At 42.2% G+C, this 23,903-nt stretch carries 24 protein-coding genes; 11 read left to right on the top strand and 13 right to left on the bottom strand.

What is annotated here, in order from left to right:
• Positions 1 to 85 precede the first annotated feature (85 nt).
• From ACE1TH_RS15765 to ACE1TH_RS15745, 5 genes are all read left to right on the top strand, one after another.
• On the top strand, positions 86 to 862 hold the full coding sequence (locus tag ACE1TH_RS15765; protein ID WP_375079479.1) for an SDR family NAD(P)-dependent oxidoreductase: 777 nt from the start codon (positions 86 to 88) through the stop codon (positions 860 to 862).
• 124 nt (positions 863 to 986) lie between these two features.
• A complete protein-coding gene (locus ACE1TH_RS15760; protein WP_375079478.1) occupies positions 987 to 1,205 on the top strand; it encodes a hypothetical protein in 219 nt (72 codons plus the stop codon).
• Positions 1,206 to 1,255: 50 nt separating this feature from the next.
• Positions 1,256 to 1,441, top strand: coding sequence for a hypothetical protein (locus ACE1TH_RS15755; protein WP_375079477.1), 186 nt, complete (start codon positions 1,256 to 1,258; stop codon positions 1,439 to 1,441).
• Positions 1,442 to 1,803: 362 nt separating this feature from the next.
• Positions 1,804 to 2,862 carry an AAA family ATPase gene (locus tag ACE1TH_RS15750; protein ID WP_375079476.1) on the top strand — a complete coding sequence of 353 codons (1,059 nt, stop codon included), beginning with the start codon at positions 1,804 to 1,806 and terminating at the stop codon, positions 2,860 to 2,862.
• The gene (locus tag ACE1TH_RS15745; RefSeq protein ID WP_375079475.1) at positions 2,862 to 5,099 is read left to right on the top strand and encodes a S8 family peptidase; all 2,238 of its coding nucleotides are present in this window, start codon (positions 2,862 to 2,864) and stop codon (positions 5,097 to 5,099) included. Before ACE1TH_RS15750 ends, ACE1TH_RS15745 begins: the two co-directional genes overlap by 1 nt.
• Before the next feature lie 302 nt (positions 5,100 to 5,401).
• Here the strand turns inward: ACE1TH_RS15745 and ACE1TH_RS15740 are convergent, their stop codons facing one another.
• From ACE1TH_RS15740 to ACE1TH_RS15720, 5 genes are all read right to left on the bottom strand, one after another.
• Entirely contained in the window at positions 5,402 to 6,085 is a 684-nt protein-coding gene (locus ACE1TH_RS15740) for a Uma2 family endonuclease (RefSeq protein WP_375079474.1), read from the bottom strand.
• A gap of 108 nt (positions 6,086 to 6,193) precedes the next feature.
• Complete coding sequence (locus ACE1TH_RS15735) at positions 6,194 to 7,021, bottom strand: metal ABC transporter permease (protein ID WP_375079473.1); 828 nt, start codon at positions 7,019 to 7,021, stop codon at positions 6,194 to 6,196.
• A complete protein-coding gene (locus ACE1TH_RS15730; protein WP_375079472.1) occupies positions 6,967 to 7,674 on the bottom strand; it encodes a metal ABC transporter ATP-binding protein in 708 nt (235 codons plus the stop codon). The genes ACE1TH_RS15735 and ACE1TH_RS15730 overlap by 55 nt, the downstream gene beginning before the upstream one ends.
• 34 nt (positions 7,675 to 7,708) lie before the next feature.
• A complete protein-coding gene (locus ACE1TH_RS15725; protein WP_375079471.1) occupies positions 7,709 to 9,217 on the bottom strand; it encodes a metal ABC transporter solute-binding protein, Zn/Mn family in 1,509 nt (502 codons plus the stop codon).
• 69 nt (positions 9,218 to 9,286) lie between these two features.
• The gene (locus tag ACE1TH_RS15720) at positions 9,287 to 10,252 is read right to left on the bottom strand and encodes a metal-binding protein ZinT (RefSeq protein WP_375079470.1); all 966 of its coding nucleotides are present in this window, start codon (positions 10,250 to 10,252) and stop codon (positions 9,287 to 9,289) included.
• A 286-nt stretch (positions 10,253 to 10,538) separates the two neighbouring features.
• On the opposite strand from ACE1TH_RS15720, the gene rpsN reads away from it, so the two are divergent.
• From rpsN to ACE1TH_RS15705, 3 genes are all read left to right on the top strand, one after another.
• Positions 10,539 to 10,808, top strand: coding sequence for a 30S ribosomal protein S14 (gene rpsN / locus ACE1TH_RS15715; RefSeq protein ID WP_375079469.1), 270 nt, complete (start codon positions 10,539 to 10,541; stop codon positions 10,806 to 10,808).
• Positions 10,809 to 10,995: 187 nt separating this feature from the next.
• Entirely contained in the window at positions 10,996 to 12,444 is a 1,449-nt protein-coding gene (locus ACE1TH_RS15710; protein ID WP_375079468.1) for a GAF domain-containing sensor histidine kinase, read from the top strand.
• Positions 12,441 to 13,073 carry a response regulator gene (locus ACE1TH_RS15705; RefSeq protein ID WP_099304136.1) on the top strand — a complete coding sequence of 211 codons (633 nt, stop codon included), beginning with the start codon at positions 12,441 to 12,443 and terminating at the stop codon, positions 13,071 to 13,073. Before ACE1TH_RS15710 ends, ACE1TH_RS15705 begins: the two co-directional genes overlap by 4 nt.
• On the opposite strand, the gene ACE1TH_RS15700 is transcribed toward ACE1TH_RS15705, so the two are convergent.
• From ACE1TH_RS15700 to ACE1TH_RS15685, 4 genes are all read right to left on the bottom strand, one after another.
• Positions 12,982 to 13,434 (bottom strand): VOC family protein, encoded by a 453-nt coding sequence (locus ACE1TH_RS15700; RefSeq protein WP_375079467.1) that lies wholly within the window; start codon positions 13,432 to 13,434, stop codon positions 12,982 to 12,984. The two genes, ACE1TH_RS15705 and ACE1TH_RS15700, sit on opposite strands and share 92 nt — an antisense overlap.
• A gap of 14 nt (positions 13,435 to 13,448) precedes the next feature.
• Positions 13,449 to 14,459, bottom strand: coding sequence for an S-adenosylmethionine:tRNA ribosyltransferase-isomerase (locus ACE1TH_RS15695; RefSeq protein ID WP_375079466.1), 1,011 nt, complete (start codon positions 14,457 to 14,459; stop codon positions 13,449 to 13,451).
• Positions 14,456 to 15,172, bottom strand: a complete 717-nt coding sequence (locus tag ACE1TH_RS15690; protein ID WP_375079465.1) for an SDR family NAD(P)-dependent oxidoreductase — start codon at positions 15,170 to 15,172, stop codon at positions 14,456 to 14,458. The genes ACE1TH_RS15695 and ACE1TH_RS15690 overlap by 4 nt, the downstream gene beginning before the upstream one ends.
• 225 nt (positions 15,173 to 15,397) lie before the next feature.
• Complete coding sequence (locus ACE1TH_RS15685; protein WP_375079464.1) at positions 15,398 to 16,495, bottom strand: CdaR family transcriptional regulator; 1,098 nt, start codon at positions 16,493 to 16,495, stop codon at positions 15,398 to 15,400.
• Positions 16,496 to 16,662: 167 nt separating this feature from the next.
• Here ACE1TH_RS15685 and ACE1TH_RS15680 point away from each other — a divergent pair, with 167 nt between their 5' ends.
• Together ACE1TH_RS15680 and ACE1TH_RS15675 are read left to right on the top strand one after the other, a co-directional pair.
• Complete coding sequence (locus ACE1TH_RS15680) at positions 16,663 to 17,799, top strand: glycerate kinase family protein (RefSeq protein ID WP_375079463.1); 1,137 nt, start codon at positions 16,663 to 16,665, stop codon at positions 17,797 to 17,799.
• Between the two features lie 45 nt (positions 17,800 to 17,844).
• A complete protein-coding gene (locus tag ACE1TH_RS15675; protein WP_375079462.1) occupies positions 17,845 to 19,197 on the top strand; it encodes a GntP family permease in 1,353 nt (450 codons plus the stop codon).
• A 44-nt stretch (positions 19,198 to 19,241) separates the two neighbouring features.
• Here the strand turns inward: ACE1TH_RS15675 and ACE1TH_RS15670 are convergent, their stop codons facing one another.
• The 3 genes from ACE1TH_RS15670 to ACE1TH_RS15660 form a co-directional block, all read right to left on the bottom strand.
• Positions 19,242 to 19,958 (bottom strand): dihydropteridine reductase, encoded by a 717-nt coding sequence (locus tag ACE1TH_RS15670; RefSeq protein ID WP_255224046.1) that lies wholly within the window; start codon positions 19,956 to 19,958, stop codon positions 19,242 to 19,244.
• A 123-nt stretch (positions 19,959 to 20,081) separates the two neighbouring features.
• The gene (locus ACE1TH_RS15665; RefSeq protein WP_375079461.1) at positions 20,082 to 21,344 is read right to left on the bottom strand and encodes a hypothetical protein; all 1,263 of its coding nucleotides are present in this window, start codon (positions 21,342 to 21,344) and stop codon (positions 20,082 to 20,084) included.
• Between the two features lie 17 nt (positions 21,345 to 21,361).
• Positions 21,362 to 21,784 carry a hypothetical protein gene (locus ACE1TH_RS15660; protein WP_375079460.1) on the bottom strand — a complete coding sequence of 141 codons (423 nt, stop codon included), beginning with the start codon at positions 21,782 to 21,784 and terminating at the stop codon, positions 21,362 to 21,364.
• A gap of 172 nt (positions 21,785 to 21,956) precedes the next feature.
• Here ACE1TH_RS15660 and ACE1TH_RS15655 point away from each other — a divergent pair, with 172 nt between their 5' ends.
• The gene (locus ACE1TH_RS15655) at positions 21,957 to 22,094 is read left to right on the top strand and encodes a hypothetical protein (protein ID WP_375079459.1); all 138 of its coding nucleotides are present in this window, start codon (positions 21,957 to 21,959) and stop codon (positions 22,092 to 22,094) included.
• A gap of 54 nt (positions 22,095 to 22,148) precedes the next feature.
• On the opposite strand, the gene ACE1TH_RS15650 is transcribed toward ACE1TH_RS15655, so the two are convergent.
• Complete coding sequence (locus ACE1TH_RS15650) at positions 22,149 to 23,759, bottom strand: hypothetical protein (protein ID WP_375079458.1); 1,611 nt, start codon at positions 23,757 to 23,759, stop codon at positions 22,149 to 22,151.
• Positions 23,760 to 23,903: the final 144 nt, after the last annotated feature.

The raw sequence follows: 23,903 nt of genomic DNA, 5'->3' as shown, positions 1-23,903 counted from the left end.
AAATAATTATACTTTTTGCGGATTTGGTTTCATCGAAATGAAGGTGGGAATAAAGAAGACAACACATTCCTTTAGGAGGTACACGATGAATCATTCTTTTGAAAAGAAAACGGCACTTGTAACTGGAGCAGCATCAGGCATTGGGGAAGCGATCACTAGACAATTAATTGAAGGCGGGGCAACGGTAGTAGGAGCGGATCTAAATGAAGAAGCGCTGCAAAACATGCAGGAGACCTTTAACGATCAGTTTCTTCCGGTCGTAGCGGACGTCACAAAAGAAGCGGACCATGAGCGATTGGTTGAAAAAGCGGTTACGACATTTGGTTCCTTGGATTTTGCCTTTAACGTAGCGGGCGCAAACAAAACGGCACCCATTATGGAACAGAGCGAAGAGGATTGGCGCTTTGTGATTGACCTTGTTCTGAATGGTGTTTTCCTCGGCATGAAGCATCAAGCACGACAAATGAAGAAACAAGGCGGCGGGGCGATCGTCAATGTCTCTTCACTAAATGCGCGTGTCCCGATGTATTCTGGTGCTGCATATGCTTCATCAAAAGCAGGTGTGGAGATGCTTACGAAGAACGGTGCATTAGAGCTAGCCCGTCATGGTATTCGCGTGAACGCCATTCTACCTGGTCTTGTTGAAACACCAATTACGGACTCTTTCACGAAAAATAAATCGGTCAACACGATGTTTATGGACCGAATTCCAATGAAACGAGTAGCGACTCCAGATGAAATCGCGTCGCCATCGATCTTCTTAGTGAGTGAAGCGGCTAGCTATGTAAATGGTGCATCTCTCATCGTCGACGGTGCTTGGGCGACAAGTGGGTATCCAGATTTGAGTTTGCTAGAAGGATGAATAAATAGAAATGATTTTGGCTTGTGTAGACGGTGGCACAAGCTTTTTTAAGTGGTTATTTTTCGGAAAATTGATTTAATTGAAGTGAACAGGGTAAGTGTTCTTTATAAAGGAGCGTGATTTTGTGCATTATGGAGAATTTGCTGTACGTACGTATTATCTAGCTGTATTTATTTTCGCTGCATGTGGAGCCCTGTTTATTCTGCTCCCATTTTTGTTAAGAGAAGGGCGGCAAAGAGCAAAACTCGTATCGATTGTGTTAGGGAGCGTGATTGTCATCCTTTCGATTCTCTTCTTCTTTACAGCGGATGCGTGGGCTGTCTTTAAATTATTTCAATTCTAAATGCGAGCTATTCTAACGCACTAAACGTAATTTTATCTGAGGTGAAACGAATGTCTGGTCATTGGCGAAAGTACGGTGTGTTGGCAAGTATGTATCTTTTCATTGGAGCTGTGATTTTTTATGTTTTTGACGGCAAGGCTTTTCCGATCGTCTTTCTTTCGATGGGTTTCGCTTTTTGGATTAGTTTAGCCATCTGGATAAGCTTGAGTAAGAAGAGGGGAGAGCGTCGTTCGTAATGTTGAAAATTTTAATAGGGTGGTTAATATACCAACATTTCCAAAGATTTTTGGTGGCGAATAAGTGAAATTCAACAATAAACATTACAAATCACTTAACCGATTTAGAGCATTGGTATCTTGCTGATGCTTTTTTGACAGTTATATTAATTAATCATTCTGTGTGGATTAGGTAGTTATAGATTCTAATCGTTTTGATCCGTATGTAATATCAATATCTTGGGCAAATAAGGCTGATGCATGTTCAATTTTCAAGCATAAGATGTAGTCTTCAATAATGTATTCTTATTTATAGTCCCATATATATTGTTTTTGTCCCGTGTGTGATACAATTAATTTGTGGAAAATAGGAGGTGGATATTTTGAAAAAACAAAATGTCATAAATCTGATTAGATATCATGTGGAAAGAAATGAAAATAGTTTCAGAAACGAAGCAATAGAGATCGCTAGAAGCTTTGATAGTATCGGCGACTATCAATTAGCAGAGTATGTAATGGGATTGATTACAGAATCTAATTTATACTCTCCACAAGCTAGTGATTTTGAAAGTGATTTTTTAAGATCATTGGATGTGAAAAAAGTTAATCAGTTAAATCTTCCATTCGAGATAACTGACGATATAAAAGGTATTATCAATGCTGTTAATCATAATATTGGGATAAACAAATTTTTATTTGAAGGTTTACCAGGGAGTGGTAAAACAGAGGCAGCCAAGCATGTAGCTAGATTGCTTAATAGATCTCTATATTATATAGATTTTGATAATTTGATTGATAGTAAATTAGGCCAGACAAATAAAAATATTGCCAGTGTATTTAGTGAAATAAATAAAATACCTTATCCAGAAAAGACTGTAATTTTATTTGACGAAATCGACGTTATTGCATTAGATAGGGTTAACAGTAACGATGTACGCGAAATGGGTCGTGTGACTTCATCAATATTGAGAGAATTAGATCGATTAACGGATTTAAATAAAGGGATTGTATTAATTGCAACAACAAATCTATTCAATAACTTTGATAAGGCATTGTCTAGGCGATTTGATGCTGTCATTAATTTTAACAGATACAATAAAGAGGATTTAATTGAAGTGGCTGAATTTTATTTTTCGGCGTACGTAAAAAATTTTAAGAACATCTCAAAAGATGTAAGGTTGTTCAAAAAGATATTAAGAATAGCAGACGAATTACCGTATCCAGGTGAGTTAAAAAACATCATTAAGACATCTCTGGCTTTTAGTGATGTAGATGATAGTCATGATTATTTAAAGAGACTGTACAACAAATTTATTGGAAACCTTGAAGAGAAAAGCATCAAAGAACTAAATGCACAAACGATCACAGTTAGAGAAATAGAGAAGCTCACAGGAGAATCAAAGAGTACAGTGTCAAGAAAATTAAACGAAGGAGATCAATAATGCCTAATAATGTATTGGAGCTGAGAGGTAATAGGTTTGTTCAGGCAGCTAGGAGTGGTGGCGCAGGCGGAGCTAGTATGAAGAGCAAGGAACGAGTCACTAGTGAAAAAATCATTCGATTACAAGCAAAGATACAGCAGGTTCTTACATTTTGGGCAAATGAAACAAAACCATTTGATGGCGTTCTAATCAGTGTTCACTACAATAAAATTGTCGCAAAAAGCAATAGAATAGGGGGACTCTTTAAGGGGAAAGACTCTAACCTCGCAATTGTTGGTGCAAAATTTAATGAAAGCAAAACGAAACATATTATTACCTACTTTATTCAAGGTAATGATTTGGATGAAAGTCTGCGTCTTCTTCGCGATGCAAAGACTATTTTAGACAGTGCATTTAATGGAAAAATCGACAAAGATACGTTTGATGATCAGAAAAAAATGAATCGTATTTTCTCTACTAAGTATCAACTAAGCAAGACAGCATTCAAACAGATCATAGCTGATATTTCCTATATTGATAATTTCGAAATCGATCTATTCTCACATGAGATTAAAGAAGGTATCGTTACGCTGTATGACACGAATGTCGATGCTAAAGAATTGTTAAGCAGGTTAGGAATTGACATTTTATCCGGAAGAGTTTTGAATGATCAAACGGTATTTTTAAATAAAAATGAATTAGAAATTTTACTCAATAAGGCACCTTATCTTGTAGCAATGGCAACAACAGATTTATCCGAATTGTCACCTGACGATTTTGTTGAGAACTATCAGCAAGATATTATGCATATTCCCGACCCTGACATAGAACCAGTAATTGGAGTCATTGATACGTTATTTGATGAGCGAGTCTACTTTAGTAAATGGGTAGACTATCATGATATGGTTGATGAGAATATTGAGAAAGAAATGAATGATTATAAACATGGTACGGCTGTATCCTCTATTATTGTAGATGGTCCACGATTAAATCCTTGGCTAGATGATGGTTGTGGAAGATTTAAAGTACGACATTTTGGGGTTGCTACAGGGAGAAGTTTCTCCTCGTTCACAATTACAAAACTGATAAAAGAAATTGTCCTCAAAAATAGGGATATTAAGGTTTGGAATATATCACTTGGTAGTAATCAAGAAATTAATGACCATTTCATCTCAGCTGAGGCAGCAACTTTAGATCAAATTCAATATAAATATGATGTCATTTTTGTTATAGCAGGGACGAACAAACCTAATAAGGATATAGAGAAAATAGGTTCGCCTGCAGATTCAATTAACAGTATGGTAGTAAATTCTGTATCTATGAAAGGTCTATCAACAAAATATGCAAGAAGAGGGATCGCTCTATCGTTCTTTGCAAAACCAGATATTAGCTATTATGGTGGTAGCATTGAAAGGTACATAAAAGTTTGCGAACCTTTAGGTGAAGCGAATGTTGCAGGTACCTCTTTTGCGGCTCCTTGGATTGCCAGGAAATTATCTCACCTCATTGATGTCCTGAAATTAAATAGAGAAATCGCTAAAGCAATGATTATTGACGCTGCAAAAGGATGGAGAGAAAAACCGACTCCTGAGGAAATTTCTTTATACGGTCATGGAGTTGCGCCGATTGATATAAATGACATCGTTCGGACAAAAGACGATGAAATTAAGTTTTTAATAACGGACATTAGTGAAAAATGGAACACATACAATTATAGTTTTCCAGTTCCCTTACAAGATGACAAATATCCATATATTGCAAGGGCTACCATGTGCTATTTCCCTATATGTGATCGGTCTCAAGGGGTTGATTATACAAATACAGAGCTAAATATTCATTTTGGAAGAATTAAAAACGATGGCAAAATATATGATATTAAAGGCGATAAACAGAATCAAGAGGATGACTTAACCTCAGAAAACTATTATCTTTTAGAAAAGGAAGCTCGATCAAATTTCAGAAAATGGGATAACGTGAAATACATTGCTGAAATACCCAAGGATCGTATGATGGCTAAAAAAGCTTATACGAATAAAAACTGGGGTATGGAAGTTAAAACAAGCAATAGATTGGATCCTAAGGATGGGGTTGGTCTCCGTTTTGGTGTGGTCGTAACGCTAAAAGAAATTAATGGTGTGAATCGAATCGACGAATTCATTAAAAATTGTCACTTAAATGGATGGCTTGTCAATGAAGTGGATGTTGATATTAGACTTGATATTAATCAAAAATTAAATGAAGAGATAGAGTTTGAATAAGGTCTATACAAGAATCGTACCATCTAAATATGATGCATGAATGAGAAATCAATACAAAAAAAAGCAAAACAACCAGATGGCAGTCTGGTTGTTTTTTTGCGAAAACCTTTGTAAATGAGAATGATACTTAAAAAGACTTTCGCCGGATGACTATACAAAAATAGTAGCCCGCCAAGGTTGCCATTCTTCTTTTATTATATTCCCTTTAATTAATTTTGTAAACGATTGTAGAAAATAAATAGAAAGTTTGACTCGTTATCTATAATGGTGTGAATTTATTTATGCAGGTTCCTGTTCCACTTTTATCTGCTTCCGACTATTTCGGTAACGGATGCAGTGTAGCTCGGTACATGTTCTGGTGTAATCGTCCCATCGTGATAGACGTTTCCATCGGGTGGGTACTTTCCTGTTGAATTTAAAATGTATTGTGTAATCTTCATATCTTCAGGGTCGACAATCCAGTATTCTGGTACGCGGGCTTGTTGGTATTTAATCAGTTTTGTGACTTCGTCATCTTTTCTGTTCTTACTCAAAATTTCGATGATAAGCTTGGGTGTTTTTGTGACGCGATTGGCATCGTCTTCATCAAGATTACAAACGACGAAGAGGTCCGGGATAACAATATTTGTCTCGTTGTTGACTTTAAGAACTAAATCAGTCGGTGCGTCAAACACTTCACATGCTGTTTGTTTTAAAGCTGAGTGGAGCCCTGCTAATAGTTCTCTTGAGATTCTTTGATGTTTAATGGATGGAGAAGGGGTCATATAAACAAAATCGTCAATAAACTCTAGACGTTTATCTTCGTTCGTCCTTTGTTCTCGGAAATGTTCAAAATTTGCTAGCGTCATGCGTGCATAAACGTTACTGGATTCAAATTGACTGATAAGCGCTTGCTTCCGTAACGTCTTTAACCTCTTTGCTTTTTGAATAATGAGATTTCGTCTATTTCGGTTTCTTCTATCATTGAACTCTGACTCAGCCGACATCGATTCACTCCTTTTGCAATAAGATTTGCTTCTTCGGTCATCATACGGTTTATTCTACCATTCCGCAATCGTCAATCCAAATGATTAGCAAAACAAAAACCCGTGTGGTTACACGGGTTCACGCTTATATTTGAAACGAGCGAGTCGTTTGAGCACGATGGTAAGAGTGAAAATGATGATAAGAATAAGGGTAATCGTGGCACCTGGTGGTGTACCGAATTCATAAGAGGTGACTAAGCCGCTCAACATGCCTGTTAGCGCAATGGGAATGCCGATGAGGATGGTGCTGGCAAAACTGCGGCTGATGCGCATGGAAATGGCAGCGGGCAAAATGAGAATAGCGGATACTAAAAGCGAGCCGACAATTGGCATGATGACCGCAATCGTGACCCCAATTAAGACGTTAAATAAGATCGACATCGTTTTTACAGGTAAGCCAGCAGTAAAGGCCGTTTCTTCATCAAAAATTAAGACGTACATTGCCTTTCGAAAGACGATGTAAAGAATGAGGAGGATAGCGGCTAAGATGTACAGCATCCATACTTGTTCTTGGCTGATCGTCACGATGGAACCGAATAGAAATTGGTTGATGTTTAGCGTGGTTCCGCCTTGATTCAAGCTCATCAAGAATAGGGCGAGGGCCATCCCGGCAGACATGAGAATCGCAATCGATACTTCGGAATAAGAGCGATAGAGCATCCGCACGTATTCAAGCAAAATCGCAATTGCTACAACCATGAGCATATTGGTCCACGTTGGGTTGATGCTGACTAATAACCCGAGGGCGACACCAGCTAAAGACACGTGGGCCAAGGTATCTGCCATTAACGATTGCCGACGCAAGATGAGAAACAGTCCAAGCATCGGCGCAATGAGTGAGATCAGGACGGAGGCTTGGAAAGCTCTTTGCATGAATCCATAGAGAAACATCTCCAAGGTAAGTCCTCCTTTCGAACAAGCTCAATGTGCTTGTTGCAATAGTTTCGTAGTTCCGCATGGTCATGGGAGACCATTAAAATACCTTTTCCGTGCTCCTCGCTATTATGTTGCAAGAGCTTGTAAAATGCTTCTCTGGATTTAGCGTCCATGCCTGTTGTTGGCTCATCTAAGATAAATAAATCGGCGTCGGTCGCAAAGACACGTGCAATCGAGATGCGTTGCTTTTGTCCACCTGACAGTTCGCCAATTTTTTTATGGCGCATGTCCCACATGCCAACGGACTCAAGGGATTTTCGTACATGGTCTTTGTCCGTTTGATTCAGGCGTTTAAACCACTTTCCTTTTTGATACCGTCCCGATTGGACTAATTCAAGGACGGTGCTCGGAAAGCCGACATTGAAAGAAGCGACTTGCTGGGGCACATAGCCGACAACGAGTTTTTCTCCAGCTTGATTTGTCGGAGAGAGGGAGACGTCGCCGACAGAAGGCTTTAAGATGCCTAAGATGTTGCGCAATAACGTTGTTTTTGCTGCGCCGTTTTCGCCTGTCAGCATGATGAAGTCTCCTGGGTTTAATTCAAAAGAGATGTTGGTGAGAACGGGCTCTTTTTCATAGTGGAACGATAGTTCATTCACTTTAATGTAGGACACGGGAATCGACCTTTCTTTATGCTTTCTGTATTGCTTATTGAACGCTTTGTTGCAGGGCGTCGAGGTTTTGGCGCATGGCCTCTACGTACCCTAAATCATTTTCTAGTAATTCTTCTGATAGCACTTCAAGGTCATACAAGACGGCAATTTCTGTCCCGGTTTCTGTCGCAACGGTTTGAGCAATGGAGGAGTTTGCTCCTTGTTGATAATAGATAACAGGTACGTCGTATTCCTCTATAAGTTCGCCAATTTCAGCCATCCGTGACGGGCTTGGTTCGATTTCCGTGGATAGGCCACCAATCGCGATCTGTTCTAAGTCATAGCGATCGGCAAGGTAGCCGAATGCTTGATGTTGAACAACGAACGTCCGATTTTCGGCGCCTTCTAATGCAGTGCGAAAGTCTTCATCTAATGCTTGTAATTCATGAATAAACTGATCGGCATTTTTCGTATAGGTTGATTCGCCGTCAGGGTCCGCTTCGATTAATGCGTCGCGAATCATTCTGACTTGATCTTGTGCAAGCACCGGATCTAACCAAATGTGTGGATCTTGATCGTCATGGTCGTCGATGAGGACGTGAACAGAAGGGGATTCAGCATGGACGTTGTGGTCATCATCGTAAAGGACGGCTTTGATATCGAAACTTTCGCCAGTTGTTTTGTGTTCAAAATGGCTTGAGTCTTGTTCTGGAACGGCTTGCCAGTCATCGTCATGCTCTTCTTTTTTGAACCAGTGCCAATCGTCATACGTTACGTCTTTACTGGTTTCGGCTTGGAGTGTGACCACATCACCTGTATGATAGTGATCGGCTAATCCGACAATCTCAATTGGTTCATCGCTTGAAGGGGCGTGATCATGCTCCTCTTCGTCGTGATGGTGATCGTCGTGGTTGTCGATTTCAATCGCCACTGCTTCTGACTCAGCGAACACATTGTGGTCGTTGTCATAGAGAACGGCTTGAACGTCAAAGCTCGCGTCTTCGGCTGTCACAGAAAAGGTGTCTGTGCTCTGTCCAGGAACGGCTGACCATTCTTCGTTTTCATCAGCGCGCTGGTACCAATGCCAGTGATCATAGTCCACGTCTTCAGCCACTTTAGCTGTTAGCGTTACATCATCACCGGTATGGTAATGATCCGCTACTCCTTCAACCGTGATGTCGCCAGCGTCTGCATGATCGTGATGCGCATCTTCCAAGCCATCTGCTGCACGGGCAATAACGAGGTCGTTATTTTCAAGGGTATTAAACAAGCTGTCGACCCAAAATTCCATTTCTTCACTGCTGTACACAAAGACATCGGCTTCGTTGACGGCAGCTACATCTTGTGCGCTCGGTTCATAGCCGTGGGCATCTTGTCCTTCTGACACCATCAACTGAACATTCGCTCGATCGCCAGCTACTTGTTTTGTAAATTCATACATCGGCAGGAAGGAGGCAACGACATTTACATCAGCGTCTTGGCCTGTTGTTCCTTCACTTTGGCACCCCATTAACACGGTCATGGCGGATAGCCCAACGAATAGGGGTTTTACGGATTGTTTCATCTTTTTTTAACTCCTTTACTTGTAACGAAATGAGGGAGGAGGGGCGCATTGGCCTTCTCTCCCTAAGGATTAGTGTGCGAGTTGATCGCGGACAATGCCATCTGCGTCAAGGGAAGACGGGTAGTACGTTGGCCAATGCTCGACTTCATCAAGTAGTTCTTCGCGATCGTCTCCCCAGTAGAGGTGGAAGTGACTAGACTCTTGAGGGGCGATAATATGATCACTGAATTGAATGTATTGCGGCATGTTTTCTGCTTCTTCTGTTAGTGAATAGATAAAGCGGACACCACGGTTTCCTTTTTCGTATGTAAGAATTTCGTAACCGTCGTACGCGTAATCTCCAGAATATTCTTGATTATTCTCATAAAACGTCACATGACCGTCATCAATGGTGATGCGTTCTACATCGGTTTCATAGCCTGTTGTGTAGTAGTCTTTGTATTCTTCTGCTGTCATGTCGCCTTCTTCCGCTTTGTGCGCGAAGACGTCATCTAAGTCGCCATTTTGAAGGTATGGATAGACAGATTGCCAGTCGCCTTCCCAGTCAGATAGTTCTCGGTCCGCTACTTGCTCATCATCAAAATAGCCTTGATAGATTAATTTGCTTTCTTCATCGTGACCATGGTGGTCGTCAATCATGATCGTCACTGGATCGGATTCCGCTGCTACTTCATGGTCATCTCCATAAAGAACCGCTTTTACTTCTACCCCGTCTGCTGCTTCCATTGAAAACGTATCGCCCTCCTGACCAGATGCGGCTTCCCAATCGTCTTGGTCGCTTTCTCTCGTATACCAATGCCAGTGATCCAGTTTATCAGAACCACTTACTGTTGCAGTTAGTTCAACGGTATCGCCTGTATGGTAGTGATCCCCTAGACCCGTAATATCCACTTCAATGGCTTCTTGTTCCTCGCTTGATGCAGGTTGCTCATCTTCCTGAGTACTTGTTTCGTTCGCTCCTTCGTTTGTGTCCTGACAAGCTGCTAGAGTAAGACTTAGTGCGAGTGCACTAAGATAAAATGATGATTTCTTCAACCTAAACGCCCCTTTATTTTCTTAATCGTAATCGTTACGATTTATAACTTATAATTAAATGTGAAACTTGTCAAGGATTAAATCATTTTTTCTGAGAATGATGAGATTGGTAGATGGAGCAATGCTCACATAATAGAAAGAGAAAGGATGCTAAGTTAATCATGATTATAATGAAAAAATTTTTATTCGCATGAAGAGGAGAGAAAAATCGTCTATTGTCAAAGAAAAATGACCATGCTATAATTCGTAATCATTACGATTTACAAAAAGAAAAGGTGGGAATGAGATGGCGAAAAAGTCGAAAGTTGTAAAAGAACTAAAGCGTCAGGAAATGGTTCAGCGTTATGCAGCACAACGAAAAGAATTAAAAGAAAAGGGCGATTATGCGGCACTTGCGAAGTTGCCAAGAGATTCCGCTCCTTCTCGATTAACGAGAAGATGTCGCGTGACTGGCCGTCCGAGAGGAGTATTAAGAGATTTCGAGTTATCAAGAATTGCGTTTCGGGAGCTTGCGCATAAAGGACAGATTCCAGGTGTGAAAAAAGCATCTTGGTAAGAGGGGGAACGATACATGTTAAAAGTCTCTAAGGAGATTTTTAACACGTATGTACATAAACGTTTTGGCATTAGACGTAGAACAAAACATGTTTATAACATTCGCATTTATTCTAGAATGAATGAACCGCTTCCTCCCCCTTCTCATGGTAAACTAGTAGAAAGACAGATGGATGTGGGAGCGGGAGATGGATAGTGTAGAGACGTTAAAACAAATTGCGAAAACGTTAAATGAAGGAGAGCGGTTAGAGGAGATTCTTCAAGCGGTCCTGGAATCACTTCTTGCGACGACGGGGCTTGAAACGGGCTGGATGTTTATTGTATCTCCAGAGGGGACGCAGAAACTCGTGGCACAAGCGGGATTACCAGAGGGCTTGGCCCATCGTCAATGTGCGCCGCTGAAAGAGGGCACGTGCTATTGCGTAAACAAGTATAAAAACGGTGAGCTTCACGAACCGATTAATATTATAAATTGTAAGCGTTTGAAGTTGGCGAAGGAGAACGACTGGGGCGAGACAAATGGATTAGCGCGACATGCGACGATTCCGATTAAGGCAGGTGCTGAGTCTTTAGGATTAATTAACGTTGCTTCGCCAGCGATTGATGAATTTTCGCTAAAAGAATTGGAATTATTTGAAACAGTTGCGTACCAAATTGGGGCGACGATTAAGCGGTTCAATGCGTATACGGAAGAGCAGAAGCAGACGGTTTTACTTGGTCAATTAGGAAGATATTTAGCCCATCAGCGGGATTTGAATCATGAGGATGAGTACTTAGTAACGATTGGTGAGACGCTGCAAACCTTTTTTCAATGGAAGGGCGTTCGGTTAACGTTTAATGATTGGTCGACGTTTACAGGGGAGCGCGGCTTTTATACGAAAACGGTCAAGCTTCAGCTGGAGGATGATGTTTTTGAATTGAGCGTTTTTAGTGACCAGCATCTTACGAGTGTGGACCCTGTCTTATATGAAGTGTTGACCCATATTTCCTTACAGTTAAAGCAGTTTGAGCTGAAGCGACAGCACCAGCAGTTATTGCGTCGAGAAGAGAGGAATCGGCTTGCCCGGGATTTGCATGATAGCGTCAATCAGTTGTTGTTTTCGCTCATCTTGCATGCGAAAGGTGTTGAGCGGAAAATCGAGGATGGGGAATTAAAGGCGTCGATTGGTCATGTGCATCAGCTAGGGAGTCAAGCGTTGGCAGAGCTGAAAAATTTAACGAGACAGCTGCGTCCGGAGGGGTTAGAGTCGGGCATTGCGGCAAAAGTTGAAGCGTATGCACGGCTCATTGGCTTGGATGTCGAGGTTGAAATTGAAGGATTAAAGCAGCTTGCGGAACCGTTGGAAGTTTGTTTGTGGAGATTAATCCAAGAAGCCTTAAATAATTGCCAGAAACATGCGGGAACGAATGATGTGCTGGTACGAATTCGTTTTGCGAGCGAAAGTGTGATTGTCCAAATTTCCGATCAGGGTGTCGGGTTTAACATGGAGACAGTCCAAAAAGGAATGGGTCTATTAAATATGAAGGAACGGGTGCAGGAATTGAACGGCGCGCTCGACATTCGATCTGCATTACATAAAGGGACTACGGTAGAAATCTGTTTGCCGTTAGGGCGTATGGAAGGAGAACAGCGATGAAGATTATGATTGTTGACGACCATACCGTCGTACGAAAGGGGTTAATCTTCTATCTTGAGACGATAGAAGATTTGGAGATTGTGGGAGAGGCGAGCAACGGAGAAGAGGCGCTCCAACTGCTTTCAACCGTGGAACCAGATCTCATTTTAATGGATTTGTTCATGCCTGTTTTAAACGGCATGGAAGCAACAAAGCAGATTAAAGCGCGTTTTCCAGCGATCAAAATTCTCGTCCTTAGTTCGTTTTCGGATAAAGACCACGTCATCCCAGCGTTACAAGCTGGGGCGGATGGATATCAATTAAAGGATATTGATCCTGAAGACCTCGTTGAGACGATGCGCGCGGTTTTGGAAGGGGAAAACAAACTTCACGATAAAGTAACGAAATTCGTGTTAAATCGAATTGCGACGCCGATGTCTGAAGAAGAGCAAGCGATTGGCCACTTAACGAAACGTGAAAGGGATGTTCTTGTTGAAGTGGCGTCAGGGTTCAGTAATAAAGAGATTGCGTATCGGTTAGGGATCACGGAAAAAACGGTTAAAACGCATCTATCGAATGTGTTCTCGAAGCTTCATGTGAACGATCGGACGCAAGCGGCGTTGTTTGCGGTGAAGCATGGCTTGATGTAGATGGCATTTCCAGTAATTCAATGAGTTCGTTGTTGATGCCGCGGAAATAGACAACGTTCCAGCCGTTTTCGAGGGTGTACGGCCCTTCTTCAACTGGGACGTGATGGCGGGAAAAGCGCGCCAGATCTAATTCAAATGTCTCGGTACGAAACGCAAGGTGAATGGAGGAAGAACACGGTTCTTCCTCTTTTTTTGTTTGTGAAGAAACGAGTTCGATCTGCATGGCGTCGATTTGTAAGAAAACGAGTTCTTCTCCGTTCAGAGAGATACGATTGACGAGTGTTGCGTCAAATAAATTACGATAAAACGCAATCGAGCGTTCGATGTCGTGTACATCGATTCCAATATGATGAACGTACATGATCGATGCCTCCTCTACAGCATTAAATGAAGATCGCCAAACTCATGCCAAAGGTATTCGTGTTGCAACGCTTGTTGATAGCTTGCGAGCAGCGTGTCATCTGGCAAAAACGCTCGTAATAAATCAAGATGACTGGAATGGGGTTCGTGTAGGCCAGACAGTAAGCCGTCCACAAGCTGTAACGGTGTATCTTTTTGAATATATAAATGGGTTTCGCCTTCGCACGCATGTGGCGCTTGCGCATACGTTTCTAATGCACGGACAACCGTTGTGCCAACTGCAATGACGCGACCCCCTTTCGCTTTTGCCTGTTGAATGGCGGTTAGGGTTTCAGCAGGAATGGCGTAAGACTCTGGGTGATGCAGTGGATTTGGCCATTGGTTGTTTTCGTAATAGCTAATGCCAGCGTGTAAGGTCAGAAAGCCGACTTGAATCTGCTGGTTTTTTAGTGCTTGAATGAGTGTCCAAGAAAACGCGCGTCCAGCGGAAGGCATTTCAATTGAACCGGGTGCCGTGGCGAAGACGGTTTGATACGCTTCAAGTGGCCATGGCGTGTTGATGTATTCATACCGAATCGGTTCCCCGTACTTATGGAGGTAAGACAACATCGGTTCGTTCACGTGATGAAACATGATTTGTGTTAACGGTGCCTCGCTCCCGGTGCCAAGAAGTTCAACCATCACCCCTTCCTGCAGTGCAATTTGTGAAGCGTTAGCGTCGTTGTTAAGAATCAATGCTTCCCATTTGGTCTCGCTTAATTGCCTTGCCAAACGAATCGTCACTTGTTGCGTTTCGCTAAAAAGTTGAGCAGGAATCGTTCGACTTTGGTTGAAGATGAGCAAGTCGTTTGGTTGTAAAATCTGTGTCAACTCGTTCAATTGGTGATGGTGAATACGGTCCGTGCCCCTCTCTGTATGAAGCAGCTTCACATTTTCACGATGAACGTTCATACGCTCAGGCGGGGTGTGAGCATGAAGATGTGCTGGCAATGTGAAGGCGTCATGTAGCGACATAAGATTCGTCATGATTGGACCTCCTCTAGGTAGCGGTAAATGTCAAAGCGTTTGCCGTTAACTGTTCCTCTGTTTTGTAAAATTTGGTCAAACAGCGGCAGCAGTTCTTCTGTTTCAAGGAGCGGGTAATCGCAATCAGGAACAGCAATGTCATGCATGGCTGTGTTCATTTCTCCGGGATCGAGTAAACAAATTTCCGTTTTGGTGTCGGACAATTCATCTGCCCACGTTTCGGTTAACCCTTCTAGCGCAAATTTGGATACGCCATAAGCGCCCCATTCGGCGAAACCTGTTTTGCCAGCGGCGGACGTGATATTGATAATCAGTCCTTGATTATTTGCGAGCATCGTTGCAAGAGCACGTTTTGTCATGAGAAAAGGGTTTAATACATTTGTGGTGAGCACTTCTTGAAACGTTTGCTCCTCGTAATCGACTAATTGGCGCGGGCCAGAGCCGAAAATGGACGCATTGTTGATTAACACATCGATCGTTCCATAGGTGGCTTCCACGACGGAGACAAACCGGTCCACGTCTTGCGCATGTACAACATCTGCTTGAACAGCCACGACTTCAGCGCCAAGTCGTCGTGCTTCTTCTGTTACGTGTGCTAAGGCTTCTTCATTCCGTGCGCAAAGGGCTAAGCGGTAGCCTTTCTTTGCAAAATGGAGCGCTAACGTGCGCCCGAGTCCTCTGGATGCACCTGTAATGACGATCACTTCTTTCATTTTATCCAACTCCTTCGTTTTGTTACATTCATTGTACGAAAGAGAAGAATGTTTTGAATCGTTGAAAAGGGGGAGGAGGAAGTAAGAAATTTGCATGAGGGGACCTCAGACAAAAGTCGTAGAAGGGGGAACGATTAAATTTTCGTCTTAATGAAGCGAATCAGACGGCGACTCCCGAAGAGTGACAGTCTGAACGGAGGGTTTCGTCTGTCGTCAGAGGTTTTTTTAAAGGCGTATCTCGTCTTCGTTCAATCGTTTCAACCAAATGGCGATTTGTAGCGGAACAGAATCGTCAAACCGTTGTGGGTCGTAGCCTGTGCTGTCGTGAATTTTCTTTAAACGATACACGAGGGAGTTGCGGTGGATAAACATCGATTTGGCGCACTCACCTATATTGCCGTTGTGTGTGAAAAAATGTTCAAGGGTGTCGAGGTATTTTTCCGCTAGGTCTCCTAAAATGGATTCATAGTAGTGTTTTTGCGACTGCGATGGCATTTCACGCAATAACGCTCGCGTTTGAATTTCATGAAAAGATGTGACCGGTCCTTTCCCTAATTCAAGCCCAGCCTTCGCTTCTTGATAAGATGACGCAATCGAAGAAAGGTCATCCCGGGCAGTGCCTGTAGCGATGTGAACCGAGACGTTTTTTTGCTGGAGCAGAGCGTGAAGCTTTTGCACCTTTTTTGATACGGTGTCAGAATGCTGTGCCGTCGTTAACAAATAAACTTGATCCACTGTTGCATAGCCAATTAAGGTCGTTTGTTCATTGAAAATTGTGGACAGGAGATTCAGCAGCACGCTTCGCTTCATGTTGACGGCATTTGCGCGAATTAGGCTAACTTGAAAAGGAGGGACAAGCTGGAACGGTGCTTGTTTTGCCTTATTTGCCAATGCCTGTGGCGACGCGTTTTCCTGAATGAGCTCATGAAAGAGTTGATCGCGTACGCGCTGTTTCCACTCGGATTGTTCAAACAGATGGGCTTGGGTGATCATCATTTCGGTGTTCATTTTGACGAGCTCGCCAAACTCCCAAATCTCAGCTGGATTACCTGTAATGCCAATGACGCCGATTATCATGCCTTGGAATTCAATCGGCAAGTTGATTCCAGGCTTTGCGGTCATCCATTTCGCACGATCTTTTTTGTAGATGGTCAAACTTTCGCCTGTTTTCAACACGTGAACGGCACCGTCATGAATTTGATTGACACGAGTGGGGTCTGATGAGGCGAGAATCATGCCGGTATGATTCATGATATTAATGTGTCGGTTTAATCGTCGTGTGGTTTGTTCCACAACTTCAATCGCAATGTCGTTTGTTAACATGTGCGCGCCTCCTTTTCACAAGGGATGTCGTCTTTTTTTTAAAAAAAATCATTCATACACAAATAATGATACAAAAAAGGCTTCTTTTTTGTCTATCATACACGATGATTAATCCTTCTATGCAAATTATAATGGAAACTATACGAAATAGGTAAGGTGGTTACAACATGAAACTAGTGATTGCACCAGACTCTTTTAAAGGAAGCTTGTCCGCTGTCGAGGTGGCGGCGGTTATGGAGCGGGCGATTTCGAAAGCGCTTCCAGGAGCGGAGACAGTTTTGGTTCCTGCTGCGGACGGAGGAGAAGGCACGATGGATAGCCTTGTTGCTGCGACAGGCGGAAAAAAAGTAGCCGTGATGGTGAAAGGTCCGACGTGTCAGCCGGTAAAAGCCGAGTATGGGGTATTAGGCGATAACGAGACGTGTGTCATTGAAATGGCAAGCGCGTCAGGACTTGTATTGATTTCGTCGGATGAGCGTAACCCCATGGTAACGACAACATATGGAACTGGAGAGCTTATCAAGGCGGCTTTAGATGCTGGCTATCAATCCTTTATTTTAGCAGTCGGCGGGAGCGCAACCAATGATGGTGGAGCAGGTATGCTTCAAGCGCTTGGGATGAAGCTGTTAGATCGAGATGGAAAAGCTGTTGGATTTGGCGGGGAAGAGCTCGGACGCATCGCTTCTATTGACGATTCTCTTTTTGATAAACGAATTGCTCAATCGACTTTTATGATTGCATCGGATGTGCAAAATCCTTTTGTTGGACCAACAGGCGCATCAGCAGTGTTTGGTCCGCAAAAAGGGGCGACGCCAGAGATGGTCGCAACGCTGGATCTTGCTTTAACGAAGTGGGCTGATTTAATTGAACAAAAGACGGCGATTCGTCTTCATGATCGAGCAGGGGCAGGTGCTGCTGGCGGGATTGGTGGAGCCTTTCAAGCGTTCTTCCCATCGTCGATGAAGCGAGGCATTGATCTTGTGATTGACTATACAGGATTGGAGCAAAAACTTGAAGGCGCGGATCTTGTGTTAACAGGAGAAGGGCAGATTGATTACCAGACTGCTTCAGGTAAAACACCGATGGGCGTAGCAGAAGCGGCAAAGAAGAAGGGAATTCCGGTTATTGCGATTGCAGGTTCCGTTGGGCAAGGGATTGAAGAACTCTATCAATACGGAATCACAAGCGTCTTCAGTATTGTAAACAGGCCAATGGATTTGCAGCAGGCGATTGAGCATTGCGAGGAATACGTCGCGTTTGCGACAGAGCAAGTCGTTCGAACGTTTTTTGCATCTCGAAACTAAATAAGGAGCAGGTTGACATGCCTGCTCTAAAAGGGGGTTAGGTTGATGTTATTTTTTATTATTGCCTTAGGGGTTCTGCTCATTATCGTTGCAACGTCCAAATTTAAGGTTCATCCGTTCTTATCCTTATTAATGGGAACGCTATTTGTAGGGTTTGCATCGGGAATGTCATTTGATTTAATCGTTGAAAGCATTAATTCCGGTTTTGGAAATCTGTTAATGAGTATTGGTCTTGTTATTGTGTTCGGTACCATTATTGGCGTCATTCTTGAAAAAGCTGGTGCGGCGTATCGAATGGCAGAGGTTGTCCTTCGAATTGTAGGACCAAAGCATCCTCAGCTGGCAATGAGCATTATTGGCTTTATTGTATCGATTCCTGTATTTTGTGATTCTGGATTTATTATTTTAAACAGTTTAAGGAAAGCGCTATCAAAACGAGCGAAAGTTTCAATGGCTTCCATGTCTGTAGCACTAGCAACAGGGCTTTATGCAACGCATACACTCGTTCCACCTACGCCAGGACCAATCGCGGCGGCAGGGAATATTGGCGCAGATGCTTATTTAGGAACGGTGATCTTCATTGGGTTCATCGTCGCTGTGCCTGCAACGTTAGTTGGTTATCTCTGGGCGATTAAAGTGGCAACGAAGATTGAGGTACCTGAAGATGTATCGGCAACCGGTGAAGAATTCGATTACGATAAAGTCGTTGCTTCATTTGGAAAAATGCCATCAACCTTCTCAGCATTTTTGCCCATTCTCTTGCCAATTCTTTTAATTGCAGTCGGCTCAATATTGACTGTTGCCGAAGTGGATAACGGCATAGCGTCGTTCTTTGTTTTCTTAGGAAAACCAGTCATTGCGCTTTTAGTAGGTGTGATTGCAGCCCTGCCATTACTTCCAGCTTTTAATGAAGAAACGCTGAATGGCTGGGTCGGGCAAGCGTTAAAAGATGCTGCGCCTGTGTTGTTAATTACAGGTGTCGGCGGGTCATTTGGTACCGTTATTCGCAATTCAGGTGTAGAAGAAATTATTCAAAACTGGGAGATCGGCGGAATGTTTACAGGAGCGATGTTTTTGCTCGTGCCATTCTTGATTGCAGCGGCATTAAAGACAGCACAAGGTTCTTCGACAACCGCACTCGTCATCACGTCATCCTTGGTTGCACCAATGTTGCCTGTGATGGGGATTGAAGGAGCAGTTCCATTAGCCCTTGTGGTGATGGCTGTGGGCGCCGGTGCAATGACGGTGTCGCACGTTAATGACAGCTACTTCTGGGTCGTGACGCAATTTACCGGAATGACCGTGAACGATGCGTATAAAGCACAAACGATGGCAACGCTCTTGCAAGGAATTGTCACCATTGTCATAACGATGATTTTGTGGGTCATTCTCGTATAAAAAGAAACCAGCAGAGGATTAGATTCTGCTGGTTTTTTCACGATTCAATTAGTTACTTCTTCTGATAAAAAAGTGGCCAGTTGCTGTTCGTGCTTATCAAGCATGATTTGTTCTGGTTGAACGCCGTTTGTCCGGAGCAGGTTAATCGTCTCTTGTAGAAATTCATCGCTACCGACAATGTAGAAAAGGCCGTTTTCGTCAGACGTGAGTTTTTCCACTTCTTCATAATACGTTTTGCGATTGTCAACGAATTGTGCGGTGAAATGCTTGTCGGCTGTCGTTTTAAAAATGCTTGGGAATAAGTAGTCTTTCGATGAATCGACATTAAGGGAATGAATCTGATTGACGTGATCCGCACGGTCAAAATAATCGAGCACAAGCGGACGGAATGTCGCAAGGCCCACGCCTGCTGATAATAAGTAGACATTTTTGTTTTCGCGCTTTAACGGTACGTTGGAATGGGTTTTAAAAATCGCGACTTCATCGCCAATACCAAGATTCCGTAAGATGGATTTAAATTCTGAGCATTGTTCTTTAATACGTGTCGTAATCCCAATCGATTGTTCATGAGGCAATGTGGAGATCGACATGTGGCGAATCAAGCTGCGGTTCGGCTTTTCGCCAGCATTAAAGCCTTCAAAAGCAAAATGGGTGTGAGAGCCTTCTTCCCACGTGAATCCTTCAGGGGTATCGAGCATATATGTTTTTACTTCCGGTGTTTCATCAATAATCTGATTAATCTTCGTCCAATAAATCTGCATGTGATCGTCTCCTTTTTAATGAGCTATCTGCTAGTCCTTAGTATACTAAAAATGATAATCATTATCAATTAAGTTTGGCGTATTTTTTGAAATGAAAAACCGACCTCGAAAAAAAGAGGCCGGCTATGTCTCTAGCTCAAAAGATTGTACAACACGCATGTATTCATTTAAAAGGTCGTCAGCCTCGATTGAATTAGGCGAGAGAGTAAATTCAATTTCAAACACATGGTCATCGGTTTCATAAAGAAACTGATACTCTTCGAAGCCACTTTTATACTCGATTCGCATAGCAGTTGTGAAGAGCCCATTATCCATTGTTTCGTCTTTGTGCATAGCGTCGATTTCAACGACTTCATCTTCATCATGGACAACAAAGTCCTGTGGACGTTGGGCTCTAGCTTCCGTTTCTCGACTTTGTTCGCCTCGTTCCTCTACACTTACAGACAAGCTTGACACATTATTTTGCTGATCCAACGTTTCAGAGTCTGAATAATAATGAGAGAAATTGAAGCTGTACGGGTTCACACTGGGTGATGAATGGCTAAACTGTGCCATGGACGGTGCCCGAAAGGAGAATTTTGCGTCAGGGAAACTGTCTCCAAATCCTTCTGGATCATACTTAATCGGGTTAACGAAGTCGTAGTTCGGATTGTCTCTAAACTCAGTTGGATCAAATGTAAGATGATGGAGAGCATCATCCATAATTGGCCGATATTCTTCGGTTTCATTGTTCGGAATCGTTACGGTAGCCGTGACATATGTGGTGTTGGTTTCCCCAACAAAGGCAATATGTTCATATGAATCTTCATCGTAATCGATCTGATGTGAAAACAAGCCAATTGGCTCGTCCATTTCCGTAAATGTAGCGTCTTTTAAACTGAATGACAGCATTTCAACGATATACTGCTCCAAGTGCTCATCTGGTGGATTTTCAACCGTTTCTAAAAACTCATCTAACATTTGTTCGATCTCATCATCGTTTGGATTCTCAAGGACGTCATCAACATTTGTGAGGATGAATTGCTGGTACTTGTTTTCTGTCAGAATTTCTAATGTCGGCAACTCGGTTTTAAGATCATCGAGGGAAGCTGTCGTTTCGATGTTTGCTTTCATTTCGTTGAATATTTGTTTATGCCAAAACAACATATTGGATGGCGGGAGCCCAGAATGATAGCGGGTCACGCGATCAAATGACTCATCCATCGTGATTTCATAGGCTGACGGAATAATGTATTGACGCAATTGATCATCCACGTTTAAATCTGGCGTACGGTTATAGACATGGTAGTCATAGCTGTACGTAACCGTTTCCTCGTTTTGGTCTTGGGATGAACAAGCAGATAGGAGCGCAACGGCTAAGCCTATAGGGATAAATTGTTTTTTCATGAACCCTCCATATTTTTTTATTCAAGGTAGTCCCAGTCGTCTACATGTTGGATAAAGGAAAGAAGCTCTTCTGTATTTGTACCATGAAAGGCTTCCCCGTTAATCAAGATATTGCCATGTTCATTAAGTAAGAAGCGGAATGTTTCTTCATTTGTTTGCAACCGAACGGAATATTCCTCTCCGCCCTCGTAGGTACCGTTACGTATGTCCACATCAGTGAGCAAGGAATAAAATGTAGCTGCTACTTCAGGTTCTAGTTGGGTCATACCAAGTTTTAAGTCGTCTTCTTCAGCAAACGAAATGACAGTTATAGAACGAATGTCGTCTTGAGAGGGAAAGCCTTCTAAATCAGTGAAATGACTCGGCTGGTCTATGGTGCACGCACTTAATACAAGCAAACTAAGAAGCGTTAAGACAACTGAACGCCTGCACATTTTCATACTTTCTCCTCCGTTAACAAGGTGTTAGCCATATCGTATCAAAAAAGATGGAAGACGTGTGGTTGAACGCGACATTCTTACCATTATTTTCTTTAAATGTTCACTGGTAATTTGAACGTTTTATAAAGATAATGATATTGATAGTTCGACGATCACTAGAGGAGGAAGACGTGTGGGGTACATACACTCTGAAAAAAAATGGACAAAAACGTGGAGACCACTTTCCATAATCGGTTTTAAATACTTCCATGATGAAGACGGCCATCTATATCGAAAAGTTGGAAACAAACTAAAGCGCGTGAATGAATAAATGACTCTGCAGCCAACAATATGGCTGCAGAGTTTTTCATTAGAAAAGAGTCGTTTATTGATATTTAGAGCGAAGGCGTGTTGATAAGCGGAGCACGAAGCCAAGTGTAGCTAACGCCATTCCACCGAATAAGTAGGGAATGTAATTCGTCGCTGTATTTGGGAGTCTTCCACCTTCTTCAACGTCTTTAGTGTCGTCTTTCTTCATATTATCTTTATCATTTTTAGGTGTAGGCGTACCTGATTTGTCATCCTGATCTTCATTATCTTTTTTGTCTTCTTTATCTTCTTTATCTTCTTTATCTTCTTGATCCTCTTTATCACCGCTTTCGCCAGAATCAGGTTTTGGCTCTTCGGTATGGTCTTCATCATCGTTTCCATCGTCAGGAGAACCGTCATCAGTAGGCTTGCCAGAATCAAAATCGATGAGAAGCTCATTTGGTTGATTGTCTAATTGTGCAAGATCAATCATTCCATCTGTATAAGCGGTTTTTATCACATGTGTTCCCGTTACGCTATCATGAGGATAGTTAAATTGAATTGAATGAGTATGGAGATACGCTTCATCAGAGAACTGATAACCGAGGAGGTCCACCCATTCTTGTAAATGAACATGTATACTATTTGTCACATGATCTAAATAGACAAATTCATTTGATATTGGAGGATCTTCCATCTCATAAAAGATTAAATCGGAGTCTTCACCAACAAGTGGCACATCAAATAAACCAAATAAACCATGTACCCTGAACTCCTCAGATTTCAAGAGATGCCCTAGCTCGTCAGGCAGTTGTAATGTGTACGTAAGGTTATCGATCTGACTCGTATTAATTGTAACGGGCTCCGAAATTGAGCTATTAAGTGAAAGGCTACCTAAATTCCCTGTATAAAAGACTTCATATTGGGTCTGCCAGTCCAACAAACTTCTGTTTTGAAGAGATGGTGGATCAATATCGTCTTCATCAGGTGCCGATTGATCGTCGTTAGGATCTGGTGTATCGTCTTCATTCCCAACAAGGGTTAACGTATGCGAACCTGTACTGTATACATGATCTAAATTTTTCGGATAGCCAAGGGATAGAGCGGATTGAATAAAGTGTTCCCCTTCATTGCCTTCAACCGGGACTGGAAACCTTGTCGTGATATCGACACGATGGCTTGTCCCTTCTAATTGTAGGTCATGAGATTCTAAATACTGTGTAAGATTAAAAGAGAATGAATGGTTCGTTTCATTGTATGTAAGGTCTGAAGCAGATACTGCTGGGTAACTGCTAACTAACTCTCCGTCTTCATTAAGTAAGGTAAGGTTTGGCGTTAGTTGGAAATTTTCATTAAACACATCTGTTCCAAATAAATGAGTCATGTCACTAGGTAACTGGACAGTGAAAATCAACTCATCAGTCATGTTGTCAGGTGGAACAGTGAGATTTCCGGCTAAACGTATTTCAACATCCATGATGCTGTTGTCATTGCTGTAAGGATATAAGATAACTGGATGAACTTCAGGTTCAACAATACTTCCTGTTGCTGTTTCCGCTTTCGCAACTTGTGTGAATCCGCTATCATGATTCGAGATAGAATAAAGAGGTACGGCCATAATTACTGCTGCCGCTGTTAATACACTTGCGCGTTTCATTTTAAATTTGCCTAACTGCATTTGCTTCATAGGTCACCTTCTCTTTACTAATTTTTACATAATTCAAGTTAAGTTTACCATATTGGAAAACATTTACCAAGCGTGTTCTTTCTTTATTCACTAAATTAAGAATTTTATTTTTAATTTGGTGAAAAGAGGTTTTGTTTCAATTGA

The sequence above is a fragment of the Shouchella sp. JSM 1781072 genome (genome assembly GCF_041949915.1).
Taxonomy (GTDB): domain Bacteria; phylum Bacillota; class Bacilli; order Bacillales; family Bacillaceae_D; genus Shouchella.
Note: the sequence above shows the minus strand (reverse complement) of the source record. Positions and strands in the feature narration are given on the sequence as shown.

What these genes read in the sequence shown, in the direction of transcription:
- ACE1TH_RS15685 (WP_375079464.1), bottom strand. Translation starts at nt 16,495, where the DNA reads ATGTTAACAAACGACATTGCGATTGAAGTTGTGGAACAAACCACACGA.
- ACE1TH_RS15675 (WP_375079462.1), top strand. Translation starts at nt 17,845, where the DNA reads ATGTTATTTTTTATTATTGCCTTAGGGGTTCTGCTCATTATCGTTGCA.
- ACE1TH_RS15755 (WP_375079477.1), top strand. Translation starts at nt 1,256, where the DNA reads ATGTCTGGTCATTGGCGAAAGTACGGTGTGTTGGCAAGTATGTATCTT.
- ACE1TH_RS15670 (WP_255224046.1), bottom strand. Translation starts at nt 19,958, where the DNA reads ATGCAGATTTATTGGACGAAGATTAATCAGATTATTGATGAAACACCG.
- ACE1TH_RS15740 (WP_375079474.1), bottom strand. Translation starts at nt 6,085, where the DNA reads ATGTCGGCTGAGTCAGAGTTCAATGATAGAAGAAACCGAAATAGACGA.
- ACE1TH_RS15695 (WP_375079466.1), bottom strand. Translation starts at nt 14,459, where the DNA reads ATGACGAATCTTATGTCGCTACATGACGCCTTCACATTGCCAGCACAT.
- ACE1TH_RS15650 (WP_375079458.1), bottom strand. Translation starts at nt 23,759, where the DNA reads ATGAAGCAAATGCAGTTAGGCAAATTTAAAATGAAACGCGCAAGTGTA.
- ACE1TH_RS15725 (WP_375079471.1), bottom strand. Translation starts at nt 9,217, where the DNA reads ATGAAACAATCCGTAAAACCCCTATTCGTTGGGCTATCCGCCATGACC.
- ACE1TH_RS15765 (WP_375079479.1), top strand. Translation starts at nt 86, where the DNA reads ATGAATCATTCTTTTGAAAAGAAAACGGCACTTGTAACTGGAGCAGCA.
- rpsN (WP_375079469.1), top strand. Translation starts at nt 10,539, where the DNA reads ATGGCGAAAAAGTCGAAAGTTGTAAAAGAACTAAAGCGTCAGGAAATG.
- ACE1TH_RS15660 (WP_375079460.1), bottom strand. Translation starts at nt 21,784, where the DNA reads ATGAAAATGTGCAGGCGTTCAGTTGTCTTAACGCTTCTTAGTTTGCTT.
- ACE1TH_RS15680 (WP_375079463.1), top strand. Translation starts at nt 16,663, where the DNA reads ATGAAACTAGTGATTGCACCAGACTCTTTTAAAGGAAGCTTGTCCGCT.
- ACE1TH_RS15690 (WP_375079465.1), bottom strand. Translation starts at nt 15,172, where the DNA reads ATGAAAGAAGTGATCGTCATTACAGGTGCATCCAGAGGACTCGGGCGC.
- ACE1TH_RS15665 (WP_375079461.1), bottom strand. Translation starts at nt 21,344, where the DNA reads ATGAAAAAACAATTTATCCCTATAGGCTTAGCCGTTGCGCTCCTATCT.
- ACE1TH_RS15710 (WP_375079468.1), top strand. Translation starts at nt 10,996, where the DNA reads ATGGATAGTGTAGAGACGTTAAAACAAATTGCGAAAACGTTAAATGAA.
- ACE1TH_RS15700 (WP_375079467.1), bottom strand. Translation starts at nt 13,434, where the DNA reads ATGTACGTTCATCATATTGGAATCGATGTACACGACATCGAACGCTCG.
- ACE1TH_RS15705 (WP_099304136.1), top strand. Translation starts at nt 12,441, where the DNA reads ATGAAGATTATGATTGTTGACGACCATACCGTCGTACGAAAGGGGTTA.
- ACE1TH_RS15745 (WP_375079475.1), top strand. Translation starts at nt 2,862, where the DNA reads ATGCCTAATAATGTATTGGAGCTGAGAGGTAATAGGTTTGTTCAGGCA.